General features: G+C 33.5%; 13 protein-coding genes. 3 read left to right on the top strand and 10 right to left on the bottom strand.

Annotation, left to right across the window (positions count from 1 at the left end; all coding sequences use genetic code 11):
- The first annotated feature begins 118 nt into the window (after window positions 1–118).
- Window positions 119–2,068 (top strand): sensor histidine kinase, encoded by a 1,950-nt coding sequence (locus AA089_RS23460; protein WP_053002190.1) that lies wholly within the window; start codon window positions 119–121, stop codon window positions 2,066–2,068.
- A 73-nt stretch (window positions 2,069–2,141) separates the two neighbouring features.
- On the opposite strand, the gene AA089_RS04325 is transcribed toward AA089_RS23460, so the two are convergent.
- From AA089_RS04325 to AA089_RS04305, 5 genes are all read right to left on the bottom strand, one after another.
- Window positions 2,142–3,182 (bottom strand): endonuclease/exonuclease/phosphatase family protein, encoded by a 1,041-nt coding sequence (locus tag AA089_RS04325; protein WP_046755689.1) that lies wholly within the window; start codon window positions 3,180–3,182, stop codon window positions 2,142–2,144.
- A 44-nt stretch (window positions 3,183–3,226) separates the two neighbouring features.
- The gene (locus AA089_RS04320; RefSeq protein ID WP_156168896.1) at window positions 3,227–3,550 is read right to left on the bottom strand and encodes a hypothetical protein; all 324 of its coding nucleotides are present in this window, start codon (window positions 3,548–3,550) and stop codon (window positions 3,227–3,229) included.
- 218 nt (window positions 3,551–3,768) lie between these two features.
- A complete protein-coding gene (locus tag AA089_RS04315) occupies window positions 3,769–4,662 on the bottom strand; it encodes an EamA family transporter (RefSeq protein WP_046755687.1) in 894 nt (297 codons plus the stop codon).
- Window positions 4,663–5,133: 471 nt separating this feature from the next.
- On the bottom strand, window positions 5,134–6,417 hold the full coding sequence (locus tag AA089_RS04310) for a hypothetical protein (protein WP_046755686.1): 1,284 nt from the start codon (window positions 6,415–6,417) through the stop codon (window positions 5,134–5,136).
- Window positions 6,418–6,599: 182 nt separating this feature from the next.
- A complete protein-coding gene (locus AA089_RS04305) occupies window positions 6,600–7,982 on the bottom strand; it encodes an NAD-dependent succinate-semialdehyde dehydrogenase (protein ID WP_046755685.1) in 1,383 nt (460 codons plus the stop codon).
- Window positions 7,983–8,217: 235 nt separating this feature from the next.
- Between AA089_RS04305 and AA089_RS04300 the strand changes: the two genes are divergently transcribed.
- Window positions 8,218–9,045, top strand: coding sequence for an alpha/beta fold hydrolase (locus AA089_RS04300; protein ID WP_046755684.1), 828 nt, complete (start codon window positions 8,218–8,220; stop codon window positions 9,043–9,045).
- A gap of 158 nt (window positions 9,046–9,203) precedes the next feature.
- Window positions 9,204–9,497 carry a hypothetical protein gene (locus tag AA089_RS04295; RefSeq protein WP_046755683.1) on the top strand — a complete coding sequence of 98 codons (294 nt, stop codon included), beginning with the start codon at window positions 9,204–9,206 and terminating at the stop codon, window positions 9,495–9,497.
- A 210-nt stretch (window positions 9,498–9,707) separates the two neighbouring features.
- On the opposite strand, the gene AA089_RS04290 is transcribed toward AA089_RS04295, so the two are convergent.
- From AA089_RS04290 to AA089_RS04270, 5 genes are all read right to left on the bottom strand, one after another.
- Window positions 9,708–10,313 (bottom strand): hypothetical protein, encoded by a 606-nt coding sequence (locus AA089_RS04290; RefSeq protein WP_046755682.1) that lies wholly within the window; start codon window positions 10,311–10,313, stop codon window positions 9,708–9,710.
- Between the two features lie 604 nt (window positions 10,314–10,917).
- Window positions 10,918–11,436, bottom strand: a complete 519-nt coding sequence (locus AA089_RS04285; protein WP_241479970.1) for a peroxiredoxin-like family protein — start codon at window positions 11,434–11,436, stop codon at window positions 10,918–10,920.
- The gene (locus tag AA089_RS04280; protein WP_046755681.1) at window positions 11,426–12,481 is read right to left on the bottom strand and encodes an NAD(P)-dependent alcohol dehydrogenase; all 1,056 of its coding nucleotides are present in this window, start codon (window positions 12,479–12,481) and stop codon (window positions 11,426–11,428) included. Before AA089_RS04280 ends, AA089_RS04285 begins: the two co-directional genes overlap by 11 nt.
- A 13-nt stretch (window positions 12,482–12,494) precedes the next feature.
- Complete coding sequence (locus AA089_RS04275) at window positions 12,495–13,607, bottom strand: alkene reductase (protein ID WP_046755680.1); 1,113 nt, start codon at window positions 13,605–13,607, stop codon at window positions 12,495–12,497.
- A gap of 124 nt (window positions 13,608–13,731) precedes the next feature.
- Complete coding sequence (locus tag AA089_RS04270; protein WP_046755679.1) at window positions 13,732–17,565, bottom strand: NACHT domain-containing protein; 3,834 nt, start codon at window positions 17,563–17,565, stop codon at window positions 13,732–13,734.
- Window positions 17,566–17,623 lie beyond the last annotated feature (58 nt).

Below are 17,623 nucleotides of genomic sequence, written 5' to 3'. Positions count from 1 at the left end.
CATAAGTCATTTATATTAACTAATTTGCTTGGGTACTATGAATGTCCCAAATTATTTATTTTTTAACGCATTAAGCTTGCCTTGTAAAAACCGAATACTGTTGCTGCTATTGTCTGCAATGTTCTCTATTTGTGTTGCACAAGAATCTTCGCAAACATCGACGACACTAGACATTCAAGAGTTACGCAATGACAGTCACGCAGAAATACCATTAGATCGTAATTGGACATTTTATTGGAACGAATTGATCACTCCAGAAACGATTCCTGCCAACTCAGGAACAGTTGTTTCGCTGGACAATTGGACAAATTATGAGCTCGCTCCAAATGAAAAGTTACCTTCATTTGGTTATGCCACGTATCGCTTGCAATTTTCGCTTCCAAAAGAACGTCCTGTAGTTTCACTATTAATTCCCGCTGGTTTTGCAGCTTCTAAAATATGGCTCAATGGTAACTTAGTTGCCGAAATTGGCACAGTCGGAACTTCAAAAGCTACTACATTACACCGAAGAGCCACACGAATTGTTCCTTTAGATATTCATGAAACTAATTTTGAACTCATCATACAAGTTGCAAATTTTTACCATCACAAAGGAGGAATTAGCACTCCTGTAATTTTAGCTACCAACGAACATTTATTGCACTCCAAAACTAAAAAGACGATTGCAGACATGATTTTCATTGGAAGTTTAGGTTTTATTGGACTATTCTTTTTGCTATTCTTTTCATTTTATTGGAATAAAGATCGTGCAGTACTCTATTTTGGAATCATGTGTGTTTCATTAGCATACATGGCAATTAGCGATCGATATGCACCTTTGGCAGAAGTATTTTCAACCATTAGCTGGAGTTTGCTAACCGTTGTAGAATATATTTCCTTGTTTTTAGCAGGATTTTCGGCAAGTTTATTCTTCTATACCATCTTTAGTAAATTTGCAAATCCAATATATTTAAAAGCCTTGAAAATTGGTTTTTGGACACTTACAGCATTGGTTATCATTCTGCCTGCGCCACATTTTACACGTTTGGTTATACCGTTTTTAATCTTAATGATTATCAATTTAATGTATGTTTTCTACGTCATTTATAAGGCAATAACCAGCAAGCGACACGATTCTATTTTGTTACTGCTTGGTGTGTTGTTTGCCTCGTTTATATTTTTTACACATATCTTCATATTTTTAGGAACTGACGGCAATACGATTGTGTACGTAAATTTCGGTTATATCATCGTTTTCTTATTACTTTCAATGTTATTGATGACACGATTTGCAACTTCATTTCATGCGCTTGAAAAAGCAAAAATAATGGCGCAGAAACAAAAAGAAGAACTCTCCGTAAAATCAAAAGAGCTTTCAATGGTAAATGTCGAATTAAAAGAAAATCTAAACCATTTAGAAAAAATTAATGCAGAACTTGATAGCTTCAATCATATTGTTTCTCACGATTTAAAAGCACCTTTAATTGCCATAAATACGCTGGTTTCGTTTATTGAAGAAGACATTGATGAAACCGTGTTAGACGAAGATACAAAAGATCGTTTTCAGTTGCTAAAAGATAGAGTTTCTAAGATGTACGCACTGATTAATGACTTGTTGCAATACTCTAAAATTACCAAAGGAGAAAAGACGAAAGAAACGTTTTTACTGAACGATTTGCTTGATGAAGTCGTTGAAATTGTGGATAATGAAAAGAAACACACCATCAAATTACCTGAAGATAATGCTGAAATCTTTGCAAGTAAGGTTGAACTGGAACATGTGTTTCAAAATCTAATTAGCAATGCCATTAAACACAATGATAAGCAAAGTGCTGTCATAGCGATATCCTTTGCTAAAACGGAACATGAATATACATTTATCATTGCTGACAACGGTCCTGGAATTGAACCAAAATATCATACCAAAATCTTTGAAATGTTTAGCAAGTTAGAGGCAAATGATGAAGTGGAAAGCACTGGAATTGGACTTTCTATTGTAAAGAAAATTGTCACTGAAAATTACGGAACTATTCGTGTAGATTCTGAAAAAGGTGTTGGAACTACAATTACATTTACATGGAAAGCTTAATGAAAATTAAACAAATAATTTGCTTTTATGTGCATTGTGCTAAAAAAAGTCTGTTGCATGATTATTAAAAAAATTACTCTGTTCTATTAATCAATAACTCCGTATGAATGCCAATGTGATCAGACATATATTCAAATGTAGTAGAGCCCAAATTGTTAAATAACAGCAACCTTCTAGGGCGTGTAATATCGAATACATACGGACAATTGGAGCTTGTAGGTTTTATAAATATGTAATCAATTCTTCGATCACCATTTGACTCATCAATATTTTCATCTACACAAAATCGTGGATTTTCTGGATCTTTGCTATTACACATAACATTAGCATATTTTTGAGATTCTTCTTCACTTAAATCGGTACCACCTGTCGTTCCATTTCTAGTTGCCCAAGCATCAACAAAGCCAAGACTAAGTAATCTATCTCTAAAAAATATATAATTACCATATGTAGAACCTTGAATACCAGTTCCAAGGCCTATATTAAAATCTCCACTTAAAATTGCTAAATTCGTATTTTCATGATGATTAGTAATAAAAGTTAAAATTTCATTCAATTGCGTACTTCTAATATTTCTATCAGAAGCATCAAGATGTGTATTATATAATTCGATACCATGATTATTGTCTAGCACATATTTTGTTAATAATATTCCCTTATCAGCTTCTCTATCTACTAAATGAAGTCCCTTTCTGTACCCTACACTAAATTCATGAAATGTATTTCCTGTAATTTCATCTTTGCTAATAGTCATTAATCCCGAAGAGTCTGGAGTTCTACTAGCAGCATCATCAACAAAAAATAAAGAACCTTCGCCTTCATCCCATGCACTTAATAATTTATCTCTTATAGAATTTTCAAATATTTCTTGAAGTAAGCAAATATCATAATGTGCTTTTATATGTTCGCCCCATAAACCAGCCCTGATTTTTGCATATGGTTTTTTACCAAAAGCTGTTGCATCCATACAAAAAGTATTCTGTGTTAGGAACTTTTTTTCTAAACGTTGATTAGTCGTGTGTCGACGAACAATTTCTCTGAAACTATTATTAACATCGCCTACATGCATACTTAACAATTCCGCCAAACTTTCAGGCGTATCCACCGAATCCATGTACGTAGCTATTTCTCTAAAACTATTTCTCATACCTGTATCTCCTATCTTCTTTCTAGCGTTTCAATTCTTGATTCTAAAGCATCTATTTGCCTCTTGAGCGCCGTTATGATATGTGCTACAGAATCAGTGTCAAATACATTTCTCATACCTTGAAGCCTAATTGTGTCGCATATAGTTGTCCCCTTTATTTTTACGCCACCAGGATAATCTCCATTATAATTTATTGTTAAGCCATCTTGATGATCATGAACAAGTGCGCGTCTATGCCCAGATGGTCTTACGCGTCTTTCTGGATCGTCTAATTTTATATCATGTGTTTGAAGAAATAATTCGTTTCCTTCAACTTGAACTACTCCTCTGCCCAATAATTTTATATCACTTGTCATAATTTAAGATTGATTAGTTAAAGTGTAATAGTAAGCATTCAACGGTAAGGAATAAAGAGTGTTTTCCCCCTAAAAGCAATCAAGTAGAGAAATAAGAGAAATAAGAATTGCCATATGTAAGTTTTTTAGTTGTAGTGATGGAAGCTGTACATATTCAAATTCTTCGCTAACTCAAAATTTGTAACTTGATAAAGTAATCACTTTTTTGATGTAATAAAATACACGCCAATAAGCAAAATAAGCGCTGCTATTAACGATTGTAGGGTTAATTTTTCATCCAATACATACCAACCTAAAAACAACGCCACAACAGGATTTACATACGCTGATGTTGATACTTTTTCAGTAGAAACTTCTTTCAGTAAATAATTAAACGCCGTAAATGCTGCAATACTTCCAAAAGTTATCAGCAGAAACATAGACCATTTTACATTGTAACTCCATTCAAAAGGCGACGTCCAATTTTCTTTTTCTCCTAATGAAATACTTATAATGACCAACATTATACTACCAATAAGCATTTGATATCCTGAACTGACCAAATGATTTTTGGGAATGTCTGCCTTTGAGACAAAAATACTCGCGTAACTCCAACCTAATACACAGGTTAAAATCATGAAGATTCCCAACAATGTTCCTTCGTTGGTAACCAATTCTTTTTGACTTACCAATAAATACATTCCGAAAATGCCCAAAGTGACACCAATAATAGACTTTCTCCGCATTTTCTTGTGGTCTATCAAGCGCATTAGCAACAATACAAATAACGGTTGTGTGGACGCTAATAATGCAGCAAATCCACTATCTACATATCGTAAAGACCAAACGAAGATACCGTTTCCATATACTAAAAATAGAAACCCTGCAATAATGGAGTTGATCAATTGTTTTTTGGTAATACGAATGCTTTTTCCAGTTGCTACGGCAATTCCGAAGATTAATATACTTGCGGTAGAAAAACGAATCGCTGCCAAAAAAAATGGTGGCAATTCTGAAACGGCAACTTTATTCATCAAATATGTACTTCCCCAAATGATGTAAATAGCGATGAATGCTAAAATGATCAGTACTTTTGATGAAGTTGGTTTCATAGGTAAAAAATAAAGCGCAAATGTACAATCTTGTTTTTACTTGTAGGATGAGATTTAGATTTTCTTGACGATCATTTTTAGATGAAATTGTGATAAAATCATGCAATTTTATGTCTGTAATCAAACTTTTTTTTAAAAAAATATATTTTTAGGAAACAAATTGTAAGAATTTAATTGTCAAAATGTTAAGAAGTTATTTTGCACCTTATAAGCGATTCAAAACAGTTGATTTTTTAAACGGAACATAATTGATAACGCAACCTTTTTACATTTCTAGTATCTCTTAAGAAACAACCAAACCAACTAATTATGCACGATATACCACATTTTCCAATATAAACATATACAAAATATCAGTGGAGATTACTTACTTCGAAATCACCACAGGTTTTTATTTATTTTTCATTACAGAAAGGCACATGTTTATGCACCATGTGTCTTTTGTTATTTGTCAAATTTGAGTGTAATGCGTTAATAATCATCAAACAGTAATTTGCCTTTGTATTTCATTAATTGATACTCTTCAATAAGCTTTGCTTTTGTCGTTACGGAAATGGTATCACCTTCGTAAATACCTTCAAAAAGATACCTTTTTTCGTCCAATTTTTTATAGCTGAGTTCACTCCATTGTTCACTTTCTTCTCCAAAATACGGTCGAAACCTTATTTTTTGCGTTGTAGAATCAATTTCAAATTTGAAACGTTTGCCAATATCTTTTCCATTTTTGACACGAAACGTTTCAGGATAATATGACAAACCGTTGAACGACAATTGTTTCCAAGCTTTTTCATTGTTTTCAATTGCAGCTGGAGCTAATGTATCGCCGTTGATCACAAATGTTTCTACCGTTTGCAGATTGGTAAACCATGCATATCTATTTTTAGTATACGTATCTAACAATTCCTTGTAATTTTTCACATGAAAATAACCAATAACCGAGATTAATATGATTTTAAAAATAAGCCTAACTTTTTTATTTTTTACGAGTGGTTCATATGGTTTTGCTTGTGTTTTTTGATTTAAAACTACATACGCAAAAAAGTTTCTCAATTGTGTGCTTATGAGTACCAATAATAAAAATAACAATAAGCTTGCATACAAGGTCACCGTAACGCTGTAACTAAAGTTCATCAATACTACATTTGCCATGACCGCAATAAGGATCAATACACCTAAAAATGTTGTGCGTCTAAATAATAGTAGCACTCCACCAATAAATTCCAACCAACCAGCTGTCATCACCATAAGCTCCGAATAGCTTAGGAAATACCACATTAAACTCATACCGCCTGATGATCCAAGTTGCAATTCTAAAGTATCAATTCCTATAGATCCAAACTGAATCATTAATATTTTTGAAAGCCCATAATCCAAAATAGTAAGTCCTACATGATACCGAAGCATCGTTTGTACAAGAATTTTAAGTTTAGTTGTATATTTTTTCTTGATAAAACGGTCGACAAGAAGCCAAATACAAGTTCCAATAAAAGCGAGCCAGAAAAATAAAATATACCTACAATATTCAAATCGTGAATCGTACCCTATATATAATTGTTCAGTATCAAATTCCCATCCATAGAACGTTTCTCCGATCCAAATGGCGGGTTTTTCCCAAATATTAATTTCCTCAAGATTTTCCGTGATAGAATATCCCATATCGTATGGAACAATATATAAACACGCAAATAGAAATATAAATCTCCAAAAGGCATTATTTGCTACTTTTAAATAGGAATTGTTTCGTGTAGAACTCATGAAATATGTATTGTATCTTAAAGAATAATTTAGCACCTAAAAACCAAATATATACATATATCGAAGAAACGAATTCTATTTTTCACTTTATCACAATAAAAAATCACTACAAAAAGTACTTCGTAGTGATTTTCTAAATAGTTCGTATTTGTGTACGGACGTATATTTTTTCTTAACTATGCTTACGCAGGAATTACAATCGATTTTACATTGATGAATTCTCTAATACCAAATCCACCGTGTTCACGTCCGTATCCTGAGTTTTTAACACCACCAAAAGGCATATTTGGATGCGCTAATCCGAAACCATTGATATTTACCATTCCTGTATCAAAATGATTTTTCGCTAGCGTAATGGCACCTTCAACATCTTTGCTGAAAATACCGCCGCCAAGTCCAAATCTACTGTCATTTGCAATGCGCATGGCATCTTCGTTGTTAGTTGCTTTTATGATAGAAGCCACAGGTCCAAATAATTCATCATCATACGCTGGTTGTCCTGGCGTAACATTATCTAACACCGTTGATGGATAATAATATCCTTTCCCTTCTGGCATTTCGCCTCCACAAAGTATAACGGCACCTTTGGCAACACTTTTTTCTACTTTTTCGTGCAATTCGTCACGCAAATCTTTACGTGCAATTGGTCCAAGTTTTGATTTTTCATCCATAGGATCGCCGTAAGGTTTGCTATTCATGATATTCAAAAACTTCTCTTTGTATTCTTCATACACGCTCTCAACTACAATAAATCGCTTTGCCGCAACACAGGTTTCCCCATTATTATACAAACGTCCTTGTGCTGAAACTTTTGCTGCCAAGTCAATATCTGCATCATCTAATACTAAATATGCATCATTACTTCCCAACTCTAACACGGTTTTTTTCAAGGCTTCTCCTGCTTTTTTTCCAACATGTTTTCCTGCGCCCGAACTTCCTGTTAAAGTAACACCTCTAACGTATTTGTGTGTTATAATTTTGTCTGACAAATCATGATCAATTACCAAAACGGTAAAAATATTTCTATCGAGTCCAGCTGCTTCAAAAATTTCTTTCAATTTCAATGCAGTTCCTGTTACGTTTTTGGCATGTTTTAGCAATACGCCGTTTCCTGCCATTAAATTTACAATGGCATAACGAATAACCTGATACGTTGGGAAATTCCAAGGTTGTATTCCATAAATGACTCCAATAGGCGCATATTGTATAATTCCTCTGCCTCCATTTGGCAACGAACGTTCTTCACTTTGTAAGCGTTTCATGCCTTCTGTAGCTGTATATTTGCATATGCTTGCACACAATTCAATTTCTTGATTAGAGTGTTTTAATAACTTCCCCATTTCATCCGTCATCAGTTTTGCCAATTCCTCTTTGTGTTCATTTAGCGCTTTTCCGATATTTTTGATGATTTTTCCTCGCGCTTCCGCAGATTTTGTTTTCCAGTGTAAAAAAGCTTCGTGACACATATCTACCGCAGTAAATGCTTTTTCCTCAGTCATATATTCATAGGTCGCAATTGTTTCTTCTGTTGCTGGATTGATTGTTTTGAATTCGTTTTCTTTCATAGTATTTTTTTAGATGATTTCTCAGTATTATGATGTAGTATGCAATTTTTATGGAATCAAAAATAATATTTCAACGAGTAGTTCTGTTGCTCTTTTCGTTTTAAAATGAACTCATTTGGACAGGAATACCGGTTATCATCTATTTTTTAAATGAGTTAAATTTTTTTCTTTTTGGACTCTTTTTTTGTGCGATCGTGTTCGAAATTTGTAGTGTAATAATTAAATAAAACAGTACATGGCATTTTTAACACACGAAACAGAAACTCAAAGCGTTGATTTATATTTTGAAGATCATGGACATGGACAGCCTGTAATTTTAATACACGGTTGGCCTTTGAGTCACAGAGCTTGGGAACAGCAAGTTTGGGCAATTGTTGAAGCTGGTTACAGATGTATTACGTATGATCGTCGTGGATTTGGAGATTCTGATGCACCTTGGGATGCTTATGATTATTCTACCTTAGCGGCCGATTTGAATCAGATTATTACACAATTAGAATTGAAAAATGTAATTCTTGTAGGATTTTCCATGGGCGGCGGTGAAGTAGTTCGTTATTGTACAGATTTTGGTACAGCCAATATTGATAAAGTAGCGTTGATAAGTTCAATAATTCCGTTAGTTGCCAAGAAAGAAGACAATCCAGAAGGTGTTCCACAAGAAGAGTTGGATGGAATTATGGATGCCTTAGAATCTGATAGAGTTGGATTTTTGAAAAATTTCCACAAAAACTTTTATAATTACGAAGATAATAAAGAAGAAATAAGCGAAGCACAGTTACATTACGATTGGTCTATTGCGGCGTATGCTTCACCAAATGCAACGATAAAAGCAGCAAAAGCATGGGCAGAAACTGATTTTAGACCAGAATTGAAAAATGTAAATGTTCCTACATTGATTATACACGGAGATGCTGATGCCATTGTTCCCATAGCAACTTCTGGAGAAAAAGCAGCAGCAGGAATTGAAAATAGTACATATAAAGTGTTTTCAAATGGTCCACATGGGCTCAATTTGACACACAAGCACGAGTTAAATAATGCATTAGTAGCGTTTTTTAAATAGTTAAGTTTACAGGGTTAATTTTTGAAAAAGGTTTGCATACTTCAATTTTGCAAACCTTTTTTTATTTGCATCAATTATTCATTTGTTTGCGTTAACCAAATTTGACGTTCCATTGTATCTTGAGTTTGTAAAAGTTTAACTATTTAAAAGAAAAAATTATGGATAACAAACAAACAGATTACAATTCAGATATTACAAAAGATGATTTACAGGCTTTGCGCGATCGAACAGAAAATGTAAGAAGCGACGGTGGAGATGATCGTATGTTGAAAGATAGAGAAAAAGCGGTAGATTTTGCTGGGAAAGATTTGGATGTGCCAGGAAGAGCATTGTCAGATACGAAAAAACCATCGATGCTAAAGGATGAAGAAAATCAATTGTACAGTCAAGGTGGCGATGGAAATGAAGATTTGGAACGAAATTCAAATCATATGGAAAATGTTTCCTCCTAAATTGAAAACGTAGTATTCAATCGAAATTTGAAAAAAAGGTTGTCTGAAAAGCTAAATTTTCGTCAAGCAGAACATGATTTGGTTTCTCATCATTATTGAAAATCAGTGTAATGAGATGCTGAATTGATACTGAATTCAATTCAGTACATTGTTCAGAATGACGTTTTTTTGTAGTTTTTAGACAACCTCTTTATTAATGATTTTAAAGAATTATCTTCTTTCTCCCATATCGAAATCAATTCCCACACTTCTAATTTCTAAGAAGCTATCTTTTGCTCGTTGTGCTCTAATGAGAATAGATACCGAAACTCCAAAATTAATACTTCTGTTAATGTCTTTTCGCCAAATTGCATTGGTATTAGCACGCGCATTTGCATTTGTGGTATGTCGAGGAATTCCACCGTTGTAATCATCGCGCGAACGTTCTGGAGAATTATCGGCGAATATTCTACGATTTCCATCCCAAACATGAACTGCCGCAATGCTAATTTCCTGAATATCTTCAGATTCGTAATTTATTAAAACTCGGCGTGCTGTTGCTCTGAAACCGTCTTCAAATGCAGGTGTTGGAATGGCAAAGTGACACCAAAAATGACCACTTTTAGCATTATTAGCACGTCCGGTATCAAAAATTACAAAACGTGATCCCCAACCCAAACGCAAACAAGCTGCACCACCATGTCCACCTAAGTCGATTAAATCACCATAATCACCATCAAAAGTGTCTAGTACTGTGTCTTTGCTTCTCGCTCCTGGAGAACCTGTGTGTTCTAAGTACACGGAATTTCCATGTACGTATGATCTGTGTAAAGCCATAATTAAATAGTTTTTGGTTATAAAATGTATATATCAAAAATAGTTAAGTAACTGGCTTTCAGTCGTTTGTTTTACCGTATAATTTATCCGTGTAACTCCTTATATTTTAATAGGTTTTTTCCCCTTTTGTAAAAAGTGTTTTTATTGATGAACCGCTATGAAAAGCTTAAAAGAGATTTTATTTTTACATCGTTTAAGTATTTAACGTCAGTTCGATATAAGTGATTCAATTCATATTTATAATTGAACATAGAAAATCTATAATAAATACCACACTTTCAGTATTTTATTTTCATTTTCTTTGCTTTCCCAAAGAAAAGAAACAAAAGAAAGGGAACTTTTCCAGAGGTATTTTTAGTTTTTCTTTTTGGGAAAAACTAAAACCGCATGAATTTTCCTAAATTTTTTCCAAGGCTTCAAAAATTTTTAACGGAAAATCCCTGCTATACTTCGGAAAAGAAAAGTATCGAACTAAATTTTTTACGTCGAAATCAGATTATTTATTTTCAACGAAATTATTGCACAAAAAAACTGTTTCAAAAACCGAAATTAGTATGTATTCGGTTGTTGAAACAGCTTCTTTAAATATGTGTTATTTTCAGTTTTATGCTTCTCCTCTAGCGGGATATTCTTTTTCTAAAATAAAATCAATTCCTGATAATATATGTTTGAAAGTTGGTCGTGCAAAAGGCATCGATTGAATTGATTCCCAATAAATAGTTCCGTCAGGTTTTAGGAGAAAGAATCCTGGTTCGATAAAATGTTCAGGTTCTTTTTTAATTCCTTCCGAAATGAATAATCCCCATGTACGTGCTTCTTCAATTGGGAAATCATATCCGATAGGAACATTTGAAACTTCCCATTCGTCATACGTTTCTTTGGCAACTTTTTCTGTATCCGAACTTATGGCAATTACATTGATGCCTCTTTCGGTAAATTCATCAAGGTTGCTTTGCAATTCTTCCAATTGTTTTTTGCAAAGTGGGCAATGTTTTCCTCTGTAAAATAGAACCATTACAAAGTTTTCAGCAGATTGTTCACTGAATTTCCAAACAGTATCATTTACCAAGTTTATGGTAATTTCGGGTGCTTTTTCTCTAGGTTTTATCATCTTATTTTTCATCTTTTAAACTTTTCATATCTATTACAAAACGATATTTTACATCATTGTTGGTAACACGTTCAAAAGCAGTATTAATGTCTTGCATATCAATCATTTCAACATCTGAAACAATATCATTTTCACCACAAAAGTCTAACATTTCTTGGGTTTCCTTAATTCCTCCAATGAGTGAACCTGCGACTCTTTTTCTTCCCATAATAATACTTCCACCGTGCATTGGCTCTAGTGGTTCAATAGCTCCAACCATTACCATTGTTGAATCGCGTTTTAGTAACTCTAGATACGGATTTATATCGTGCTTTACAGGAACCGTATTGAGTAGAAAATCGAAAGTTCCTTTGTGTTTTTCCATTTCATCTTCATCTTTAGAAATCAACACTGCATCAGCTCCAAGTCGTTTGGCGTCTTCTGCTTTGTCTGGAGATGTGGTAATCATGATGGTTTCTGCGCCCATGGCATTTGCAAATTTGATTCCCATGTGTCCCAATCCGCCAAGTCCTACAACACCTACTTTGTCGCCTTCTTTTACATTCCAATGATTTAAAGGTGAGAATGTTGTGATTCCCGCACATAGTAATGGAGCAACCGCTTTAGTGTCCAAATTTTCAGGAACGCTGAGTACAAATTCTTCACGTACCACAATACTTGTAGAATAGCCACCAAACGTACGCTTATCGGTATGTTTGTTTTCACTGTTATACGTTGCAATCATTCCTTCTTCACAGAATTGTTCTAAATCGTCTTCACAGGCTCCACATTCTTGACATGAATCGACCATGCAACCGACACCAACTAAATCTCCTTCTTTAAAGTTGCTTACATCGCTTCCAACTTCTAAAACACGACCAACGATTTCGTGTCCTGGCACTAATGGATATTGTGCATTTCCCCAGTCATTTTTAGCTGCGTGAATGTCACTATGACAAACGCCACAGTATAAAATATCTATTTTTACATCATTGTCTAGAAGTTCTCTTCTTTCTATTTCTAATTGTTCTAAATCGGCTTCTTCCGACTTCGTTCCGTATGCTTTTATTGTATTCATTATAGTATATTTTTTATTGATTTACAGTAATTTTTGCTTTTGGATAATCTGTATATCCTTCTTTTCCAGTTGTGTAAAAGGTATCTTTATCCCAATCTGCCAACTCGATTTCATGTGCAAAGCGTTCTACCAAGTCAGGATTTGAAATGTATGGTTTTCCAAAGGCAACCAAATCAGCTTCATTGGCTTCTAATACCGTATTTCCTTTTTCGAAAGTGAAATCTGTATTGATGATTAAAGTTCCATTGTACAAAGGTCTAAAGTGTTTTGCGATGTCTGTTACCGCGTGTGGAACATCAGATACATCTGAAAACGGTTCGGATAAGTGTACATATGCCAAATCGTAGTCGTTTAGCTTTTTTATAATGTATTCAAACGTAGGAATCGTTTCTTCATCAATGGTAATTCCAGCCATTACTGAATGTAGTGAAGGATTGAAACGTACGCCAATTTTTTGTTCAGGCATCACTTTTTTCATTGCGTCAAGCGTTTCAAAGAAAAACCGCGCTCTATTTTCAATATTTCCACCATATTTGTCCGTTCTAATATTGGAACATTTGGTAAAGAATTGATGAAATAAATATCCGTTAGACGAATGAACTTCTACGCCATCAAAACCAGCTTCCATAGCGTTTTTACCCGCATTTACAAAGTCTTGAATGGTACGATCAATATCTTCTTGCGTCATTGCGCGTGGTGTCACTGTTTTTTTAGAACCTTCAGGCGTGTACGATTCTCTATTTGGATTGATCGCAGATGGTGCTAAAGGTAAGTCGCCATCATGAAAATCAGGATGCGAAATTCGCCCAACATGCCACAATTGAATGAATATTTTTCCACCTTCATCATGTACGCGTTGTGTAACTTTTTTCCAACCATCTATTTGTGCTTGCGAGTGAATTCCTGGTGTATTGATATATCCGACACCTTCTTCCGAAACTTGTGAACCTTCCGTGATGATTAATCCAGCGGAAGCTCTTTGCTCATAGTATAAACCATGCAATTCGTTTGTAGGAACATTTCCTTCATTGTCGGCTCTACTTCGTGTCATAGGTGCCATAACGACACTATTTTTTAATTGTAAGTTTTTAGAATTATACGGTTTGAGTAAAGGTTTCTTTGCCATATGATTTTATTTTTTTGTTTAAAAATACAACATAGATGACAGAATAAAAACGCATAGAATTGTTCGAGTCAACAATAGAATGAAATGAGCTAAAAATAGTTGGAATGCGGCATTGCAGTAAGTATTACAACGTTCGTTTGAGCAATGATATTTTTAAAGCGATGGGCTGATTTTCATTACTTGCATAGAAGTTTTTAGCAGGTAAAAAGCGAACAGTATCTCCTATTTGTGGGATAAAATCACAGGAAGAAAAGTTGAAATAGTAATCTTTGCTTAGCAAGTTGTTTTTTATAAAACCTTCTTGATATCCAAGTGCGACAACGGTACTTTCAATGTAGCCAATTTTAGTTAGTTTTGCTTCAGCAGGATCATTGATAATGGTAATGAATCCAGTTTCTTCAATGATAATTACATCTTCTTGTTTGTATATATTTTGATCAAATTTATAGCGTAGTTTGGAATAGAATTTTTGCGTCTGTAATGAAAAGTATTTTATATAATTCTCGGTGATGTTGGTAACAATGCCGTAATGTATATTTTTTATATGTTTATGGTAGCGATATGAAATTCCCAATGAATTGATAAACGAAATAATTCTATCATAATTTCTATCCATATAACTGACAAGATTTGGATTTGCTAATATGACATCAGGATGATACATGGTTTCTTTTTTCATAGAAAACAAAAAATTATTATAACATGTCAAGGTTCCTTCTTTTGTAGCAGAGTTTCCATTTTCGCCACGAATGACAAGATTTATAACTTGTTCAGAAGTAGCAGATTCGTTAGCTTTCAACATTTGTGAACGAGGTGTGTTTTGCTGTTTTTTAAAAGTAACTAAGAATGTTTTTTCTCTTGAAAACTGCGTCTTTTTTACGCCTTCAATATATTTAAATTGTGGTTTTTTGAATATATATACTTTTGAACCTTTCTGATTTTTTATTTGAATGGTTGCTTTTTTCTTCTTTAAAGAATTGAACCATTGTACACCTATTGTCTCTTGTTTGTGTGTTGGTTTTAGATAATAGAGTAAATCCTCTTTTACTTTTCGAACTTCCAATGTTGCGTTGTGCTTAATTGGTGTACTATCTTCGTTTTCCTCAGCTGTAGCGGAAGTTGGATGCACGAATCTTTTATTATGAAATACGATTGAATAGGACACATTTTTGTCCACAAAGTTATCTTCAATAGTACGAATAGACGCTTGAAACTTGTCATTAATCGTAACATTTTCATGTCCATTAATAATATATTGCAAGTATTTCTTGTCTATTTGTATGTTATTTGAAAGGGAAGTTAATCTATATGGAATAGAAACAATTACATTTCCTTTGGTAAAAAATGCTTTTAATTCATCAGAAAGAACCTCAAAAGGAAACGTTTTTATAATTTTTATATACTTTTTAAATAAGTCTTTGTGATGATCTTTTATACTTAAAACCAATTCAAATAATGCATCATACAATTCTAAATGAAGAAACTTATTGAGTATTTTTTTGACAAGTTTTGCTTCGTAGGCATCACGTTTCAATTCTCGTAGTAAAATTTCTTGCGCAAGTGGTTTGTTAACATGATGACTTACGATTGTTTTTAAGACAGAATAGTTATACTTACGCGTATTTTCTTCAAAATTATACCGATATATTTCTTCTAAGTTAAATCGTATAAGGCTAGAAAATACAATATAATCCCATTCGTTATTTAAGAATTTTATGAGTTCATTTTCCGAACGTTCTCTTGTGATCGAAGTCTTTAACCGTTTGAATCGCCAATGAATCGATCTTGAAAAACTGTAGGTTTGTATGGCTTTGTCAACCGCAGTATAAAATTTTATAAAATTTGGTGTATGATTTCCAATTGCTTTAAATATAAGAACATCACTTTCCTCCTTTTCTTTTGCTAACTTCTTCACTGGAAGTGTATTGCTAAAAAAGTGATTGTTTTTTTCTTCATACGCTGAATAAAACCAATTGTAAATCCACCATAAGTTTTTGAATACATAATTGATAAGTTTCTCCGAATCTAATGATGAAATGGCGCCAAATATCACATCTAAGGGCAACACCATTTTTTTATCTTTGATATAAATATATTTCCACAAAAGCAATGTATTGTAAAGGTATGTTTCTGCCAAATCATACATTTCTGAACGGTACGTTTTTGAATAATACGCTATTTTACAGGGTAGAATTATATGCGGATTGAAGTGCTTTTCGGTAAATTCTGTAGCATTAATTTTGTTGTTTTTAATGGAAAATGTTGGCTTTTCGTCGGTTTGACCTGCAAATAGGTATGTTAAAAATGACATGTACAGTTGTTTGCTATCGAGTAAGTCGCTACACATCAAAATTGACTCAAACCATTTTACATCAGCAACATTGATAGCAAGTTTTTTATGAACTACGTAGGCGTTTTTAAGATAGATTGCAGCGAAAAATTCTTGATAGGTTTCATGAAAAAATGAAATGTTTTGATTTGCATTCACTTTTACGATCAAGTTGTCTATCAACTCGTTATACACATGATTTACCGCGTAGTTTGAATTGTATTTAGGAATAATTTTCAGAATTAAATCTTTAAATTCTAACAGTGAAATACTCACAACTCCTTTGGAACGCATGATAAAGGCAATTTCTGCTAAAAAATCAAATTTTGTCTCTTCTCGTATGATTCTTGATTTTTCTTTTTTGCGAATCTCTAATTTGTACAAGCAACGAATAAACGCGTTGAAAAGTGAACCTTTGTTTGCAGGAATGGTTTTGTTCTGCTTTATCACAGAAATAATCATGCGCAACGTCAATGGATTGTACGCCAAATTTAGCATAGACGTATTTTTTTCAAGCGCATTCCAAATTGTGATAGGATCTGTATTGATATGATTTTGAATGAATTTTTTAATTTGTTTCTCATTCAATTCTTTCAACTCAAATACAGGAATTGAAAATCGGTTTGTATGATTCTTTTTTCGTTCTGAAACTACAAATGAATTTTCTGGATAGGTATGCAACAGGTAGAGTAATTCTTCGTACGCTTCCGTTTCAAAATGTACATCAATTTCATTTAAACCATCAATTAAAATATGTAGTTCTCCAAGTTTTAATGCGTTAGCAATCCAGTCTTTAGATGCTTTTTCTTCAAGCATTTGTCGAAATGAATTTTCTTTGCTATAATCTTTCGCTTCCAGCAAAAAAGGAATCTTAATATGGGTATTGCCAGCATTTATTTTTTCAGAATTCTTATATACTATTTTCTGAAGTGTTGTCGATTTTCCTGAACCAGGATTTCCAATAATATGTACGTGTGGCGTATCGTTAACGATGGTTAAAATACTATCAATTCGACGTTCTTTGATTTCTTCATCGTCAATATCATCTTCATTTTCAATGTCAATATCGAGTAGACTATCGGGTTTTAGCATGTCTCTCAGCAAATCGTACTCGTTCATTTTTTCCAAGCCAACAACTTCAATATCATCATAACCTTCTTCTCCTAAAAGCTCAACGTATACACGATCGATGCTTTTAAAATCTTGATCGTATATATTTTTCTTTACATATTCTTCAACTTTAAACGTGTAAAAATCAGTCAAAAGATGCTGTAAATCTTCCTTTGAAATTTGATTTTTGAATTCGTTAAAAGCAATATGTTCTTCTCGCCATTGTTTCAGTAGTGCAACCGGAAATTTGCCTTCGTTTCTTTTATTATCGATAATACTATGATGTTCATCACATAATAAAATAAGGTTGTCATAAGCTCTTCGTTGTTCATTTGTCATTTCAAGACGGTAACGTGGTCCGTTTGGACTTGCCGCTTCAATGTGACATATTTTTCCAACTAGCGTATTTCCGTCCTCGCCAACAACTGAACGAGTACAGTTTGGAGCAGAACACTGATTTCCAGTAAGTGAGAATAATTTTTTAATATCTGAAACCAGATACGCGCGCGGATTGACCATAAAAAATCGAAAATAATAGTTTTAAAGATACAAAATAAGAAGGTATTACGTACGCTTT

The organism is Kordia jejudonensis, assembly GCF_001005315.1.
Classification (GTDB): domain Bacteria; phylum Bacteroidota; class Bacteroidia; order Flavobacteriales; family Flavobacteriaceae; genus Kordia; species Kordia jejudonensis.
This window is presented reverse-complemented; position numbering and strand designations above follow the sequence as displayed.